At 44.6% G+C, this 15,795-nt stretch carries 17 protein-coding genes; 10 read left to right on the top strand and 7 right to left on the bottom strand.

Annotated features, from left to right (window positions below):
• Window positions 1–81 precede the first annotated feature (81 nt).
• The 3 genes from OCV50_RS15325 to OCV50_RS15315 form a co-directional block, all read right to left on the bottom strand.
• Complete coding sequence (locus OCV50_RS15325; RefSeq protein WP_261904784.1) at window positions 82–819, bottom strand: NUDIX hydrolase; 738 nt, start codon at window positions 817–819, stop codon at window positions 82–84.
• Between the two features lie 187 nt (window positions 820–1,006).
• A complete protein-coding gene (locus tag OCV50_RS15320) occupies window positions 1,007–1,408 on the bottom strand; it encodes a hypothetical protein (RefSeq protein ID WP_261904783.1) in 402 nt (133 codons plus the stop codon).
• Between the two features lie 93 nt (window positions 1,409–1,501).
• Window positions 1,502–1,825: a DUF4144 domain-containing protein gene (locus OCV50_RS15315; protein WP_239839236.1), complete on the bottom strand. Its 324-nt coding sequence runs from the start codon at window positions 1,823–1,825 to the stop codon at window positions 1,502–1,504.
• A 142-nt stretch (window positions 1,826–1,967) separates the two neighbouring features.
• Between OCV50_RS15315 and OCV50_RS15310 the strand changes: the two genes are divergently transcribed.
• Window positions 1,968–2,354 carry a nuclear transport factor 2 family protein gene (locus OCV50_RS15310; protein WP_261904782.1) on the top strand — a complete coding sequence of 129 codons (387 nt, stop codon included), beginning with the start codon at window positions 1,968–1,970 and terminating at the stop codon, window positions 2,352–2,354.
• Window positions 2,355–2,592: 238 nt separating this feature from the next.
• Here OCV50_RS15310 and OCV50_RS15305 read toward each other — a convergent pair whose 3' ends face one another.
• The 3 genes from OCV50_RS15305 to OCV50_RS15295 all read right to left on the bottom strand — a co-directional run bounded on the left by OCV50_RS15305 (window position 2,593) and on the right by OCV50_RS15295 (window position 5,704).
• Entirely contained in the window at window positions 2,593–3,189 is a 597-nt protein-coding gene (locus tag OCV50_RS15305; protein ID WP_261904781.1) for a porin family protein, read from the bottom strand.
• A 334-nt stretch (window positions 3,190–3,523) separates the two neighbouring features.
• Window positions 3,524–4,363, bottom strand: coding sequence for an S-formylglutathione hydrolase (fghA, locus tag OCV50_RS15300; RefSeq protein WP_261904780.1), 840 nt, complete (start codon window positions 4,361–4,363; stop codon window positions 3,524–3,526).
• A gap of 192 nt (window positions 4,364–4,555) precedes the next feature.
• A complete protein-coding gene (locus OCV50_RS15295) occupies window positions 4,556–5,704 on the bottom strand; it encodes an S-(hydroxymethyl)glutathione dehydrogenase/class III alcohol dehydrogenase (protein WP_239839232.1) in 1,149 nt (382 codons plus the stop codon).
• A 324-nt stretch (window positions 5,705–6,028) separates the two neighbouring features.
• Here OCV50_RS15295 and OCV50_RS15290 point away from each other — a divergent pair, with 324 nt between their 5' ends.
• The 4 genes from OCV50_RS15290 to OCV50_RS15275 all read left to right on the top strand — a co-directional run bounded on the left by OCV50_RS15290 (window position 6,029) and on the right by OCV50_RS15275 (window position 8,848).
• On the top strand, window positions 6,029–6,373 hold the full coding sequence (locus OCV50_RS15290) for a DMT family transporter (RefSeq protein WP_261904779.1): 345 nt from the start codon (window positions 6,029–6,031) through the stop codon (window positions 6,371–6,373).
• Between the two features lie 470 nt (window positions 6,374–6,843).
• Window positions 6,844–7,545, top strand: coding sequence for a hypothetical protein (locus OCV50_RS15285; protein ID WP_261904778.1), 702 nt, complete (start codon window positions 6,844–6,846; stop codon window positions 7,543–7,545).
• A gap of 136 nt (window positions 7,546–7,681) precedes the next feature.
• Window positions 7,682–8,140, top strand: a complete 459-nt coding sequence (locus tag OCV50_RS15280; RefSeq protein ID WP_261904777.1) for a hypothetical protein — start codon at window positions 7,682–7,684, stop codon at window positions 8,138–8,140.
• Between the two features lie 117 nt (window positions 8,141–8,257).
• The gene (locus OCV50_RS15275; protein ID WP_261904776.1) at window positions 8,258–8,848 is read left to right on the top strand and encodes a hypothetical protein; all 591 of its coding nucleotides are present in this window, start codon (window positions 8,258–8,260) and stop codon (window positions 8,846–8,848) included.
• Window positions 8,849–8,951: 103 nt separating this feature from the next.
• On the opposite strand, the gene mpaA is transcribed toward OCV50_RS15275, so the two are convergent.
• Window positions 8,952–9,659 carry a murein tripeptide amidase MpaA gene (mpaA, locus tag OCV50_RS15270; protein WP_261904775.1) on the bottom strand — a complete coding sequence of 236 codons (708 nt, stop codon included), beginning with the start codon at window positions 9,657–9,659 and terminating at the stop codon, window positions 8,952–8,954.
• 131 nt (window positions 9,660–9,790) lie between these two features.
• On the opposite strand from mpaA, the gene OCV50_RS15265 reads away from it, so the two are divergent.
• The 5 genes from OCV50_RS15265 to OCV50_RS15245 all read left to right on the top strand — a co-directional run bounded on the left by OCV50_RS15265 (window position 9,791) and on the right by OCV50_RS15245 (window position 15,736).
• Window positions 9,791–11,416, top strand: a complete 1,626-nt coding sequence (locus OCV50_RS15265; protein WP_261904774.1) for an ABC transporter substrate-binding protein — start codon at window positions 9,791–9,793, stop codon at window positions 11,414–11,416.
• A gap of 164 nt (window positions 11,417–11,580) precedes the next feature.
• Window positions 11,581–12,465, top strand: coding sequence for a LysR substrate-binding domain-containing protein (locus tag OCV50_RS15260; protein WP_239839217.1), 885 nt, complete (start codon window positions 11,581–11,583; stop codon window positions 12,463–12,465).
• 103 nt (window positions 12,466–12,568) lie between these two features.
• A complete protein-coding gene (locus tag OCV50_RS15255) occupies window positions 12,569–13,453 on the top strand; it encodes a carbohydrate ABC transporter permease (RefSeq protein WP_261904773.1) in 885 nt (294 codons plus the stop codon).
• 24 nt (window positions 13,454–13,477) lie between these two features.
• Window positions 13,478–14,449: a carbohydrate ABC transporter permease gene (locus OCV50_RS15250; RefSeq protein ID WP_261904772.1), complete on the top strand. Its 972-nt coding sequence runs from the start codon at window positions 13,478–13,480 to the stop codon at window positions 14,447–14,449.
• Window positions 14,450–14,455: 6 nt separating this feature from the next.
• Window positions 14,456–15,736: an extracellular solute-binding protein gene (locus tag OCV50_RS15245; RefSeq protein ID WP_032553472.1), complete on the top strand. Its 1,281-nt coding sequence runs from the start codon at window positions 14,456–14,458 to the stop codon at window positions 15,734–15,736.
• Window positions 15,737–15,795 lie beyond the last annotated feature (59 nt).

Raw genomic sequence — 15,795 nt, 5'->3', positions numbered from 1 at the left:
CTTGCTGTAACGTGGAAGCAAAAACGCCCAAGTCATTTGATTTGGGCGTTCCTGTTTTTTACGCTTTAAGATGACTAAGCGTTAGTGCTTCGAAAAGAAGATCTCAGGTTTGTACGTAGGCCCTTGGTTGCCCTCTAGCTGAGTCAGTTCCAAACCTCGCTTGCCCACCAAAGATTCAACCATATGACGGTTGAACGGGAAGTTGCTCATATCGCTGATAAACTCTTGGATATCTACCCATTTGGCTTCTGCGATTTCATCCGTGTCTTGAATCGCAATCTCTTGAGTTTGAGCAGTTAGGTGACAAACAAAGTAGAGGTTTGATTTGCCAAACTGATATGGGTGGCGCGTTGCCATGCCAACCACTGAAACGAACGTGGCTTCGATGCCTGTCTCTTCAAAGGTTTCTCGAACCACAGACTCTTCAATACCCTCTCCAAGTTCAATGTGGCCTCCAGGTAATTTGTAGCCTGTCATACCATGCTCTTTGATCATCAACACTTGGTTATGCTCGTTGGTGATCAATGCACCTGCACCCAAGGTGTGGGTAGGGATGAAAGGGACAAACTCGACAGTTTCGGATTTGTGGATCAGCGTTATCTCGTCTTCTAAACAGTTGTGGAACACGAAGCCAAGCTCTGTCGCTACTGGGATAAGATGCGACAGTGAAATTGGCAAACTAATCCAAATAATGCCTTTGTTGTTTTGCTTTGAAAACTTGGTGATTTCGCTGAGCTCAGCATGGAATGAAGCAGCATCGTGTGGTGCAGTCAGCGGGTCGATGATGATGCCGTTAAATTTGTCGAGCGTAAATTCCACGGGTGAACCTCTATTTTTTTGATTTATTGAGAGACTTTTATAGAGCGAGCTTATAACAGATGTCGAGGTGATGACACCCGAAAAGCCGGTGACATGGAGATTGCTTGGGAAAGCGGTAGGTAAGAAACAAAAACTGCGCTTGGAAACCAGAGCGCAGTTTTAAAATCGGAGCTATTTGAGCTTGGATCTAACGAACGTAGTTCGCATCAACGCTGACATACCAGTGTTGAAACTTACCGTCAGATTTTTCAATCCACAGATCGTTGGTGTAACTCTCTATCTTGCCGTTTACCGTTAACTTAAATGTGTTCTCGTCGAAGTCACCAAGCTTCACAAACTGATCGGTTGTGACTAGGAACGGGTCCATATCGTCGATGTCACTGATGTCTGAAACCACATAGTAGTGATAAGTGAAAGGCTTGGTTGCATCGTTTGGGTTGCTGCGGTACGCCACAAGCTTGAACGGTTCGGTGAGCGGGACATCGAGTGTCTGCTTATCAATGGTTGCTGGAATCGGCATAAATAGCCAAGCGGTAAACAAACCAGTCAGCAGTACCATCAAAAAGAAAAGAGTCTTAATTGCTTTCATCGCAACCTTCAATAATCTAGGGGATATAATTGGGGCTATGGTAACTAGCGATGCTAAAGATGCAAGCCCGAGGTCGGGATATTATACCTTGGCTTAACCTAGCTCAAAAGCGAGCGACTCAATGGCTTCCTCGATAGTAACAAAATGTATTTTGGTAAGGCACATCTGTACTTTATGAAACTCATGTTCGCGGATCAGTTGCGTGACATTTTCCAACGAATAGTCGTCTTGTTGTCGTTCAAGCAGTTCAGTGGTGGTGTAGGTAAGTAGTGAATAAGCGTGCCCTTTCGCGTCGATAATACAGTCTTGTTCACCGACGATTAGGTCATGACTCTCTGATTGCAACTGTTCGAGCGACGCGATGTAGAACAGTTCGTGATCGCCTTCTAATTTGATAAATGCAGGCCAAGTTATCATAAGTCACTCTTGTATAGTCACGGGATATTCGCATCGTAAGCCAAGTAGATAGATTCGGCAAACCATTCTAATGCAATGTTATTTTTACGGCTGTGCGCTTGTTTGGCTGTATCGTTGATTTAAGGTTAAAGGGAGTAAAGATATGGGTTCCAAAGAGGTAGTAGTCGCATTCTGGACAGCAATGAAATCAAATGATTTTGCTAAAGCCAGTGAGTTACTGAGTGAAGATTTTGAGGGCTATTGGCCACAGTCAGGCGAGTTGACCTTAGGTCGAAACAACTTTGTTGCTATCAACAGCTATTACCCTGCTCATGGAGAGTGGCAGTTTGAGATTCATTCAATTGTGACCGAGCAAAATACAGTGGTCACCGACGTTTCAATCACGGATGGAGTGCAAAAGGCACGCGCCATTACTTTTCATACTGTAGTTGATGGGCTTATCACTCATCAAAAAGAGTTCTGGCCAGATCCAATGGAAGCACAAACTTGGCGCTCTCAATGGGTGAAGATTGTTGCTGAAAAAGAGTAATAGATTAGAAACCCCTCGTTCTGACTCATGGCCTGAACGAGGGGGCGTATCTGTTAACTATTTACTTTGCTTAGTAAAGCACAAGGCGTACATGGTTTGAATGCCTCAATCCATCGGGTGTAAAGCCACTTTTTCTATAAATATCAAACAGTCAGAATAAAAAATGCCAGTCATGAATCTGACTGGCATTGCTTGATATTGCTTGAGCACTAGTTTGAAAACTTATCGCCCACGGTTCCTAGAAAAGGAAGCTGATGTTTAAGCCAAAGCCGCCACTGTCTACTGTGTAGTCAACGCCTTTCACTTCGTAATCAATGTGCGTGTAACGGGCGCCTAATGCTAGACGGTTGTCTTTACCCACGTGAAACTGATATTCATATTGAGCGATAAAGCCAAGGCTGTCTTCAAATTCAATAGTGTAATTACACGAATTGGTAATATCACACTTGTATTCCACACCTGTGTGGTAAGCCAGACCTAATCCGAAATTGTGATTGTCGAAGTTGTATAAACCTAGTAGCTCGAACGGGACGCGCTCGAATGTTACTTCACCGTTTGAACCGTCGACGGATATACCTTTGTAGCCAACCGTTGCACGAGCACGCCAAGCATCAGTCACAGGTACGTCGATGCCACCGTAAAAAAGTAGGCCTTCGTTAGACTCAACTTTGTCTGAATCGCCATTTGTGTACTGTACGGTACTCATTGTCTCGCCGCCAAAGTCGTAGCCTGCGCCAAGTACGAAGTCGAAAGGTGCTGCGTGAGCCTGAGATGCCAAAGCCATTAAGATTAAGCCAGAAGAAATTTGACGTGTGTGTTTATATAGATTCGTCATTTCGTTACCACTTGATTTATAAGTATATAATTATGATTTCATTTGATATGAAACTATTCTTAATTCGAATAGGTGGCGGAAGGTATCACTTCGCTTTGAATTTATAAAACTTGCGTATACAGATAGATTTAATAATGCAACATGGCGCACAAAACAAACATTATTTAGCCAGTGATTTGTTTCAAAATCATTCGTACTGATAAATAAGTTATTAATAAATAAGGAATTTGCGATTGAGCGTCACAAAAGAAAGCTGATGGCTCTAGCAGAAAGAAAATGGTAGCAAAAAGCCCACACCTCGCGTTTAGAAGGTGTGGGCTTATTTGACACTTGATTACTGTTTTAGGTAAGCAGCGTGAAACTCAATGTGTTCATCAATAAAGCTCGAGATAAAGTAATAGCTGTGGTCGTAACCTGGCTGCATACGCAACTCCAAATCCGACTCCGTTGCTTTCGCTGCTTCAGTTAACTGCTCTGGCTTGAGTTGCTCAACTAAAAAGTTATCTGCTTCGCCTTGATCAACCAGCATTGGTAAAACAGTGCCTTTGGTTTTTAGAAGCTCAGAAGCGTCGTACTGTCTCCACTCTTCAATATCTAGCCCTAAATATTGGCTGAATGCTTTTTGTCCCCAAGGGCATTGCATTGGGTTACTGATTGGACTGAACGCTGAAATTGAGCGGTAGTTCTCTTGGTTTTTAATGCCGATGGTTAAGGCTCCATGTCCGCCCATGCTATGGCCAGAGATAGACTTAATCGGAGTCACAGGGAAGAAAGACTCAATAAGTGCTGGAAGCTCCGTTACCACGTAATCGTACATGTGGTAGTGTGCGTCCCACGGAGCTTGAGTCGCATTCAAATAGAAACCTGCTCCTTGTCCCATGTCATACGCTTCATCATCGGCAACGCCTTCGCCGCGAGGGCTTGTGTCTGGAGCGACTATCGCAATACCTTGCTCTGCTGCTGCCTTGAATGCGCCCGCTTTCTGCATGAAGTTTTCATCAGTGCAAGTCAGGCCTGACAACCAGTATAAAACAGGTACAGGCTTCTCTTTGCTGGCGTTTGGCGGTAGGAAAATAGCGAAACGCATATTGCAGTTTAACGTTGCAGAGAAGTGTGTGTATTGTTTGTGCCAACCACCAGCAACCTTGGCTTGGCTAATATTCTCGATAGTCATTAAATTGTGCTCCGTTTGGCTGTTGGTCTGGAAAATCATTAAATAAAATGGAAATACTGCACTTTGTTAAAAGGCGTCTTAATGTCTTCGATTAAGCTATAAATCGGCTCTTAACAAAGCAGATTCACCACTTCCCGGGCGAAAAGTGGTGAAGGCAATGTGTTGGCCCTCAAGTGAGAGCCAAACTAGGGATTATCTATCCATGTGTAGAACAGTACGGATAGATTCACCTTTATGCATTAGGTCGAATGCGTCGTTTACTTCTTCAAGGCTCATTGTGTGAGTAATGAACTCTTGAAGACCAAACTCACCTGCCATGTAACGGTTGACGATTTCTGGAAGCTCAGAGCGACCTTTAACACCACCGAAAGCAGAACCACGCCATACACGACCAGTTACTAGTTGGAATGGACGAGTAGAGATCTCTTGGCCAGCGCCTGCAACACCGATGATTACTGATTCGCCCCAACCTTTGTGACAACACTCAAGTGCTTGACGCATTACGTTTACGTTACCGATACACTCGAAAGAGTACTCAACACCGCCATCTGTCATCTCAACGATAACGTCTTGGATTGGTTTGTCGAAGTTCATTGGGTTGATACAGTCAGTTGCACCAAGCTGTTTTGCTAGCTCGAATTTGCTCTCGTTGATATCAACACCGATGATGCGGTTAGCACCAGCCATGCGAGCACCAATGATTGCAGAAAGACCGATACCACCTAGGCCGAATACAGCAACGTTGTCGCCTTTTTCAACTTTCGCTGTGTTTAGTACCGCGCCCATACCAGTTGTAACGCCACAACCTAGAAGACAAACTTCTTCAAGAGGCGCTTCTTTGTTTACTTTCGCTAGTGAAATCTCTGGAAGTACTGTGTACTCAGAGAAAGTAGAACAACCCATGTAGTGGTAGATTGTCTCACCATTGATAGAGAAGCGGCTTGTGCCGTCTGGCATTAGGCCTTTACCTTGAGTTTCACGTACTGCCTGACATAGGTTAGTTTTACCAGACTTACAGAACTTACACTCACCACATTCAGCTGTGTAAAGTGGGATAACGTGGTCGCCAACTTCAACACTTGTTACGCCTTCGCCAACCATTTCAACGATACCGCCACCTTCGTGACCAAGGATTGAAGGGAAGATACCTTCTGGATCGTCACCTGATAGTGTGAATGCGTCAGTGTGACAAACACCAGTTGCTACGATACGAACAAGAACTTCACCTGCTTTTGGCAGTTCAACGTCAACGGTTTCACGTTTTAGAGGCTCGCCCGCTTTCCAAGCGACCATAGCTTTAGATTGAATATGAGTTTGACCAGGTTTGATTTCGATAGTCATTGGATGCTTCCTATATATGTCGTTACAGCGGATTTTTGATTCTCAATATGCTCAACGTATTAAGCGTAGTTGAGCATGTTTATTTCCGCTCTCTCGTTTTGTTGAGGCTAGTATAGGTGCGACTCTTTGTTTTGATAATCCCACGAAATTGAAAATGATTATTACATATGTGTAATAGTTGTATCTTGAAAAGAGGGAGGTTGAGGTGGAATACCTAATAAGAAAATCTTACTGCTCCCCAAATAATGGCTTTGTAGAAAAGACATTCATTAGAAATAAATCGAGTGTAAGTTTGTCGTCTATTTTTTTATCGCAGGCTTAAATATGCTCTTATCTCTCCCACCACCAGTGATGCTTTCACTCGCCATTGTCCTTGAAGTCATCGCGACTTCGCTACTTCCAAAGACCAATCAATTCACGTCAATACCGACTTCAATTGCAGTGCTGGTTGGTTACGGCTGTGCTTTCTATCTACTATCACTCACGGTACAGACCATGTCACTTGGTGTCGCATACGCAATTTGGTGTGGTGCGGGCATCGTACTCGTTGCAGCCTTATCTTGGCTTGTCTACGGGCAAAAACTTGATATCTACGCAGTCATCGGTATCACCTTGATTTTGGCTGGCGTGGCGATCATCAACTTGTTTTCTAGCTCGGTGAGTCATTAGAACGGTTAACTGGTTTTGTCCCACTGTTAGTTGAATTGAATATTCTACAGAATCTAGGTGTGTGAGTTTTCCCAACAAAGCTTAATATCAAGTTTATAATTGATTTGCTTACCACCTCCACTTCCTTTTTTGTATACCTACACAGTTTATGAAGTTTGAATGTTGTTTCAGCATGGAAAGTGGTGAGTGTTTATTCCTGCTTTGTCGATAGAAAGCTCCATAAGGCACTGTTCATTAATAGGGTTGTGATTTTCAAATGTTGGACAACGCGCGGACACGTTTTTATGTGAAGATCGAGTATGTATTTTGATGTGTTTTTTTTGATTTTTAGTAGCTTATGATAAATTAATCGAAAGCTAGGCGTGCAGAAAAACGAGACTGTCTATTATAAAGAATGTCAGTAATCGAATATATGAATCAAACAAATGGTCTTATATAATTCATTGAAAAACAAACAAAAGGTAACTTGAGTGTGTGAAAAAAATGAAATGCTTTGGAAAGCTAGCTGCAACTTTGCGAGTGATTTCTCAGCTCCATTTAAGAGTGATTCGCCTAAATTTGGCGAACAAAGCCTAGCTTATGCTCTCGGATCGATTATCAATACAATGAAGGCTCCGGCCTTGTTTTCTTTAGTTTTTGGTTTGTTGATTATTATATCACCGGAAACAATAGACCTGATTTTATTTGATGGCATCGATGAAAATTTACAAAATACCGGCGGTGCAATAGCGTTGTTCTCGACAGCTATTCTCTACGGTCTCATTATGTTGTCTTGTAAATCACTTGTGCGGTTATGCAGCTTTCTAAGATTGATTTTAAATGCAACATCATATCTTGGGCATTTAATCGCAAGTGTTACAGCGGGTATCGGCTTAGGCCTGATAATCCCAACACTTTTAGAACTAGAGGTTAAGGCTGAAATATATACGTATATTGGGATAGTTTTTAAGTTGATACTTATGGCGGTCTGCTACCAACGAGTGAGTAAGTCAGCTTCTCAGGCTTTCATGCTTGAGTTTGTTAAGGGCGTTGAGAGTCGAAGTGTAAGTGGGTTTGGGCCAGTTAGATATTTAAACTCATTTATCTATGAACAAAAGGATAAGCTTAGATTAGCCTCTGGCTGGATCCTAATTCTCTCTGCTGTGATTACCATGTGCTTCCATGATTTTTAGTCTATGTGGTCAAGAGTGCTAACAAAGCAATCAAGATGATGCGTTACACTCGGCGGTTTTGGTAGGAGGCTCGGTGCGCTTTGTTGGTTCAGTGAGGCACACCTTATTGCAGGCGTTATATTGTAAGGGAGCATGAATGCCAGATAATATAGAAAAGTTTGATCGTGTAGTAGCGCATGTATTTGCTGAGCTATATAAATCATTCCCAGTTAGAAAGCCTGTAAGTGTTTATGATTTCTTCGATTGTAAAGACCAAGGTGAGTACGTTGATGGTATTTGGCGAGATTCTACGGAGTTAACTTCGGAAGACCTAAAATTCTTCTGTGATTCAATTCGCTGGCTAATTGATAGTGGATACGTGATCGGAACACTGCAGAATCACATAGACCATAGAGCGTCCCTGACACTTTCTCTCAAGGGGTTGCATTTAATGAAATCAGTTCCGAAGTCTGTTGACAGTAAAAATACTCTTGGTGAACAACTTATCTCAGTAATAGGTACAGGTGCCAAAGATTCTGCTGCAAAGCTAATAAGTAATGCCCTGAGTTATGACCACATCGTTACGCAACTTAGCGAAGCGTTTAGTTTTGGGTAATAAATATAACAAGGCGCTTAAGTCTGATTCGTGAACGCGTGCCGATTTCGCTCCATCATGGCACACGCGCACTCATAGCTTAGCTTGGCATTATGTGAATAGGAGGATAAACATACAATGTCAGATAGTTTAAAGTTTGGTGTATACGCTTTATACGCCGTGTTAGTTGGTGGGATGTTGATATTTGCATTTTGGATGAAACGCTCAAGAGATCACCGTATTACTGAGTTGCAGGCAGATCTTAAGTCGAAAGTAGAAGCTGGTTTTGACCTTAGTAGTAAAGACATCGTTGTTATTGGAAGAGCTCACAATTTGTCAGCGCAAAATTCGCGTGCGGCTCTATATCGAGTCTACAAAGATATTAAAACCCCTGAGGAATTTGAGAAATTAAGGGGTTTAGTGTCCGAAATTGAAAAAGAAGAACCTTTTGATACTATGCCCGATGAGGTTAAACCTTCTTTACTTAGGGTAACTGAGCTTGCTTTCAAGTCGGGTGAAGAGTCGGATAAACATATCCTGACCCCAATCACGAATATCCTTACTAAGTATCAAGAGCTCCAAGAAGAGCAAAAGAAAACTCGCAAACAAACAAATACAGCTTATTTGCTCACTATTGTTAGCTTTATTGTCGGTGCTGTAAGTTTATATTTTGCTGTAACGGCTCCAACAGCAAGTGAAATAGCATCCCAGTTAGGCGCAATTAAGTAGTAATTCACTTACGAGCATTTAAGGTTTCAAGATACTTATCCTTATCTATAGCGTGCGCGTCAGACCTCAAACTCTAACGCGCTTCTGTCTAATAATGAGTGCACTAACTTCCCTCAAACCCCAACACCGCCAAAAACGCATCCAAATACTCTTCAATAGCGAAATCCGCCGACACGGGTGGTAGTTCCACCGTAATACATGGCAGGTTTCTTTCTTCACACCATTTGCCGAATGAGCCTGGTGTTTCGTAATCGACATCTTCGACAACTGGCAGGTTGAATTGCTTGCCTAACCAAGAGGCGAGTTGTGATTGGGCTGGGTCGTCAATGAGGGCGAGTGGTTCATGGAAAGAGATCACGAACTTGGGATTACGCTTTTCGATGAGGCTTATCAGCGATTGGACTTCTGGCTCAAGTTGATCTGGCTGCCCAGTGCTTACCTTTACATCTCTAACCGGAGTGTTTGAACTCCAACGATACACAGTGCCATCTTCTTTCCAATTTTGAGTCGGGAAGGCGCGGTTTAGGTCTACTTGATTGGCATTGGTGCGAGTGCCTAGTTGATTACCGTCTGGGTTCATCGACAAGATCACGTCGTGCCTTAGGTTGGCAGCTGGCAAACTTCTTAACGCGCAAGATAAGCCTGCGATAGAAGCGGTTTCATCGCCGTGAGTGCCTGCTAAAATTAGCCCGCGAGTGTCGCTTTCTATTTGTGTAGGGAAATAGAGCAAGGGCGCTCCCAATACCGAACGTCCATATGTCAGCGGCTTCATTGAAAACGCAGCTCTTTCCGTTCTTGGAATTAAACTCACCTTAATCTCCTGATTGATCAAGTACTATCAAGTATTAATTATTAGATAAATACAACTATCAAAACTCGTCAACCGTCGCATTGTTAATTTTATTACTCTGCTTCAAAGATAGGCTAGGAGAGCAAATACATATGGATTTTAAGAAACATTCAACGGCTTTACTCGTATCATCTTTATTGACCCCTTTCATATCAGTAACAGCCGCCGCAGATACTCTGCCTGCAGGAACCACTCTAGCGAAAGAACAGCACTTAGTTCGTGCTAATGATGCCGAGGCAGCAACGCTTGACCCTGCCAAAGCGGAAGGCTTGCCAGAAATGCACATCTTACGAGACTTGTTCGAAGGTTTAGTGATTCAAGATCGTGATGGCAATATTACTCCGGGCGTTGCTGAGTCTTGGGAAACTGAGGACAACAAAACCTTTGTGTTCCATCTGCGCAAAGATGCCAAGTGGTCGAATGGCGACCCAGTTACGGCAGACGATTTTGTGTATGCGTTAAGACGTGCTGTGGATCCTAAAACCGCATCACCAAACGTGTGGTACTTAAAGCTCACCAAAATTAATAATATTGCCGATGTTGCAGAAGGTAAAAAGCCGCTTGATGCATTAGGTGTGACCGCTGTTGATAAACACACGCTTCGCTTCGAACTTGATAGTAAAGTCCCTTATTTTGTGGCGATGACGGGCCACACTTCTATGATGCCTGTTGACAAGGCCAATCTAGAAAGCAGTGATAAACCTTGGAGCGATCCAAAGCAGTTTGTGGGTAACGGTGCTTTCGTTTTGGACGAATGGGTGGTCAATGAGCGTGTGGAATTGAAGAAGAACCCTAATTACTGGGATAGCGATGATACGCACCTAAATCAGGTTACATACATTCCGTTTGAAAACCAGAATGCATCGATTAATCGCTATGCGGTAGGTGAGGTCGACATCACTTCCGATGTGCCAACACATATGGCACAAAAACTACAGAAAGAGTACCAGCAAGCTTATACCGCAGTTCCTCTGCTGTGTACTTATTACTATGCGTTTAATACCACGCGTGCCCCGTTTGATGACGTGCGAGTTCGTCAGGCTGTCTCCTATTCGATCATGCGTGATGTTGTCACAAATGGTGTCACACAGGTAGGGAATCTGCCTGCCTACACCTTTGCTCATGAGTACACAGCAGGTTTTGATGCCACTCAGCCGGAATACAGCCAGTGGACGCAAAAACAGCGTGATGAGAAAGCACAACAACTGCTGAAAGAGGCAGGATATGATGCGTCTAACCCATTGGATTTCAAGTTACTCTACAACACCAGTGAGTCAAACAAGTCGATTGCGGTGGCGATTGCTTCGATGCTGAAAAATAATTTGGGTGCCAAAGTGGAGTTAGAAAACCAAGAGTGGAAATCTTACTTGGTGTCTCGTAGGCAGGGTGACTTTGATGTGATGCGCGCCTCTTGGTGTGGTGACTACAACGAAGCCTCTACGTTCCTAAGCCTGCTGCGTTCTGGCTCATCGGGTAACTTTGCACGCTACAGCAGTGAAGCCTACGATAAAGCGATGGAGAGTGCGTTATCGGCTACCACCGAGCAAGAACGTCAAACCTTCTATGATCAAGCCGAGCAGTCACTAGCGGTCGATATGCCAATTGCTCCAATCTACTACTACATGCAAGCCCGTTTAGTACGTCCTACGGTAGGTGGTTTTGCCAAGAATAATGTAGAAGGGCGCATTTACTCGAAAGATCTCTACATTAAGCAGTAAGTTCGTGCTCGTTTGAATAACACACAAACACACTGTTACTAGAAAAGGGACGGTGATCATAATTCTATGATCATCGTCCCTTCGTCATTAATCTGTAACGCTAACTGCAAAAAACTGAAACCTGATTGAAGTAATTTTCACTTTTATTTCAATTAGGTGAAGCCATGTTACCCCCTCTACGCGCCCTTGTAGCATTCGAAGCAGTTGCCCGCCTTGGCTCAATTGGTGCGGCGGCGCGCGAGTTGTGTGTTACTCAAGCAGCGGTAAGCCAACAACTCAAAAGCCTAGAGACTTTTTTCGATACCACACTGTTTGAGCGCAGTTCAAAGGGCGTTAAGTTAACCTCGGCTGCGCAGCAGTATCAACCGATTGTTTCCGGTTCACTGGCTCACCTAAAACTGCAAACGCAAATCTTATTTGGTGAGAAAGAGACCGATGTATTGAGCCTGCGCGTCAATCACACGTTCTGCCACAACTGGCTACTGCCTCGCCTCGCTTCTTTTTATCAAAAATACCCCTTTATTCGCTTAGACATTCAGCTGGTGGACTGGCCGTCGACTACGCCTTGCCAGAACGTTGATATCGAACTGACCAACGGCAAAGTCGAGAGCGAAGACACCCATTTCGAACGTCTTTTCCAAGAACATTGGCAACTGGTTTGTAGCCCTGATTTTAAAGCTCAATACCAAGAACAGCTCGATGCACGAGACTTTGCTTCATTGCCGACAGTGCAAGTAAAAGGCTACCGAGAGAACTGGCTGCAGTGGCTTAGCCATAACCAGTTTGAGATGTCACTGCCACAAGTTCAGCTTGAAATCAGTAACTCATTACACGCATTAGAGGCGGTCAAGCAGGGTGTTGGTGTACTGCTGGTTAGGTCATTGGCGGTTACTGAATTGCTCAAGAAAGGGGAGGTGGTGCTCGCCAGTGACGCCCTTATGCCTGCTGAATCTGCCCACTACCTAATCACCAAACATAGCCGCAGTGCCAAGGTGAATTTCTTCTGTGACTGGCTCTATCACCAAATAGAAAGTGCAGAGCCTGAGTAAAAGGTTTTCTTATGAGTGGCCATAAAAAATATGAGGGGCGCTCTTACTAACCTGTCACATAAAACGCTTAGTTTAAGCACATACAAACAAGGACGAGGTCACCATGAGTGCTTTCTCACAACACATAACAAATCGACTGAAAGTGCTGCTGTTTACCGCGCCACTGTTAGTTCCACTGTTTACTTTTTGGTTAGTGCCTTTTGGCTATTCCATTTACATCAGCTTCACCGATTGGGATTACATTTCGCCAGATTACGACTTTGTCGGGCTCGAAAATTACCAATACATGGTGGAAGACTTTGAGTTTCTGCAAGCGGCGATGAACACCTTCTGGTTCTCGCTTGGTGTAGTGGTGCCAACCATTTTATTAGGCCTTGTGTTCGCCATGCTGCTGCACAAAAACTTCAAGGGCAGCCAGTTTTACCGCGCGGTGATTTTCTCCCCTTGGATCACGCCAACGGTCGCGGTGTCGATAGTTTGGTCTTGGGTCTTTGAGACCAAATCAGGCCTAGCGAACCATCTTTTACAGTCGATGGGCTTTAACGCGATTCCATGGTTAGAGAGCGGAAATACTGCGCTAGTGGCGGTGATTATTGTAACGGTATGGCAGGCGATTGGTTGGACAATGCTGTTTTACATTAGCGCGCTCAACAAGATCCCTGAGTCGCTATATGAGGCGTCTTTGATTGATGGTTGTAGCAGCCTAACGCGCTTTTTAAAAATCACCTTACCGCTTATCTCGCCAACCACGTTCTTCTTGGTGGTGGTCAACATTATTACGGCGATGCAGGCGTTCGATCAGTTCCAGATCTTAACCCAAGGTGGGCCGGGCGGCGAGACACGCACCTTGCTTTACCTCTTCTATCAACAAGCGTTTGAGCGCTATGAAATGGGGCCAGCTGCAGCGACTTCTTTGGTGATCTTCCTCATCACAGGCCTGCTCGCGCTGCTCAATACCTATATGGGCAAACGCTGGGTGTACTACTAAACCGGATTTGAAAAGGACAACATCATGACCACGCAAACATTAGATGCGAATCCGGTGATTCGCGCAACAAGGCCACTAAAAAGTAGCACTGCTAGAGCGCAGCGTTCTTCTCAGGCAATAAACACTGAGAAACAACAATCGAGCACTGCGTCTGCAAATCGAGTTAATGCACAGTCTCTTGCTACGTTGAGTAAGCATCTGTTCTTGATGGTATGCGGCACCATCATGGTATTCCCATTCTTGTGGATGCTATCGGGCTCGTTGAAAAGCAATGATGAGATCTTTGCCAACCCATTGGATCTAATCCCTTCGCAGTTTCGTTGGGAGACATTCATCGATACTTTCCAGAGCGCGCCTTTTGGTTTGTACATCTTCAATAGCTTCAGTGTGGCTCTGTTCACCACGTTATTGGTGATCATCAATTCGGCGATGTTTGCTTACGCACTGACTCAGTTGAAGTTTCGCTCTAAAACTTTGCTCTACTTTGTGGTGATGGGGTGTTACATGCTGCCGGGTGCTGTGACTTACATTCCTTCTTACATCACGTTGGCAAAGCTAGGACTTTTGGATTCTCACATGGGTTTGATTGCTTCTAACGCAGCCTCGGTATTTGGCGTGTTCTATCTGCGCCAAGTGTTTATCAAGGTACATCCATCCTTGGTTGAAGCGGCGCGTATCGATGGCGCAGGCGAGCTAAAAATTCTTTGGGCGATAGTGCTACCGCAGTGTCGAGCGGCAGTAGCAACACTATTTCTTATCACCTTTATCACCAACTACAACAGTTACATGTGGCCGAGTCTGGTTATTACCACTCAGGAATTGAACCTGATTGCGACTGGTATTCGTCACTACTTTATCGCTGAAGGCAACTACGGTTTGAACTGGTCGCAGATCATGGCGGCGAGCACCATTGCTGTAATGCCTTTGTTGATTCTATTCGTCATCTGTCAAAAGACGGTTCTTTCAGGTATCGCCGATAACGGCGTAAAAGAGTAAACGGAAATGAAACTAAAAACTCTCGCACTAGTGTGTGCTGGCGCAGCAAGCGCTTCTATGTTCTCTAGCAGTGTTCTTGCAGCAACAGAGGTTAACTTCTGGTATTCCGGTGGTACTAAGCCTCAACAAATGATGACCAAGCTTATTGAAGAGTTCAATGCGAGCCAAGATGAGTACGTTGTTAAGCCAGCTCTACAAGGTAACTACACGGAAACCTACCAAAAGCTGCAAGCAGGATTGGCGTCTCGAACGGCTCCTGAACTGGTTCTTCTTGACTCAGGTCGTGCAGAAGCGATGCACGGACGTGGATTGAGCCGTGACCTAACGCCATTCATGGATGAAGAGTTTAACTTCTCTGACTTCATCGGTGCGTTCAAAGATCAAGTGACAGCAGACGATGGCACTGTGATTGGTTTGCCCGCTTACGGTACAACTCAAGTGTTCTACTACAACAAGCAAGTGCTGGCTGAACACGGCTTTACTGAGCAAGATCTGGCGACATGGCAAGGTGTGGCAAAGGTTGCTGAGAAAGTGACGCAGCGTGACGACAAAGGCAACACCACTTTCTATGGTTGGGAGCCGATGTGGGGTCAAGACAACATGATCGATGCGGCATTCTCAAACGGTGCCAAGATCATCAGTGATGACGGTAAGAAAGTGCTGATCGACTCTCCAGAGTGGGTTGAGGTATGGGACAGCTTCCGTCAATGGATTCACGATGATCAAATCATGCGCATTCACTACGGCGGTCAAGGCTGGGAATACTGGTACAAGACTATTGATGACGTGATGAAAGACAACGCGCTTGGCTACACAGGTTCTTCTGGTGACCAAGGTGACTTGGACTTCACTAAGCTTGCAGCGACTACTCAACCGGGTTGGGGCAACCACCCATCAGCACCACAAGCGGGTGCGCTGGTGTACGTGATGCCAAAAGGCACAGACGACAAAGCGGCAAAAGGTGCATTTGAGTTTGTTGAGTTCTACACCAACGCGAAAAACACCGCAGCTTGGTCAATGTTCACCGGTTACATCCCAGTACGTAACAGCGTATCTGAGGTGCCAGAGTACCAAGCATTTACTCAGGATAACCCACAAGCTCTGATTCCTTTGAAGCAAGCGAACACTGCGACTAAAGACTTCCTAGACCCTACCAACGGTAAGATCATGGATGCGCTGAAGGTAGCTGCGGATCAAATCCAAATTCAAAACGTGCCAGCAGAAAAAGCGCTAAAACAAGCGGCTAAGAAAGCACAACGTGCACTAGACCGAGCGAATCGTTCTTAATCTGTAAAGTGGTTAAAACTATCTTTGCATGCATAAAGGCCCATCTATTCGGGTGGGCC

Origin of the sequence: Vibrio fortis (assembly GCF_024347475.1) — a bacterium.
GTDB classification, from domain to species: Bacteria; Pseudomonadota; Gammaproteobacteria; order Enterobacterales; family Vibrionaceae; genus Vibrio; species Vibrio fortis.
This window is presented reverse-complemented; position numbering and strand designations above follow the sequence as displayed.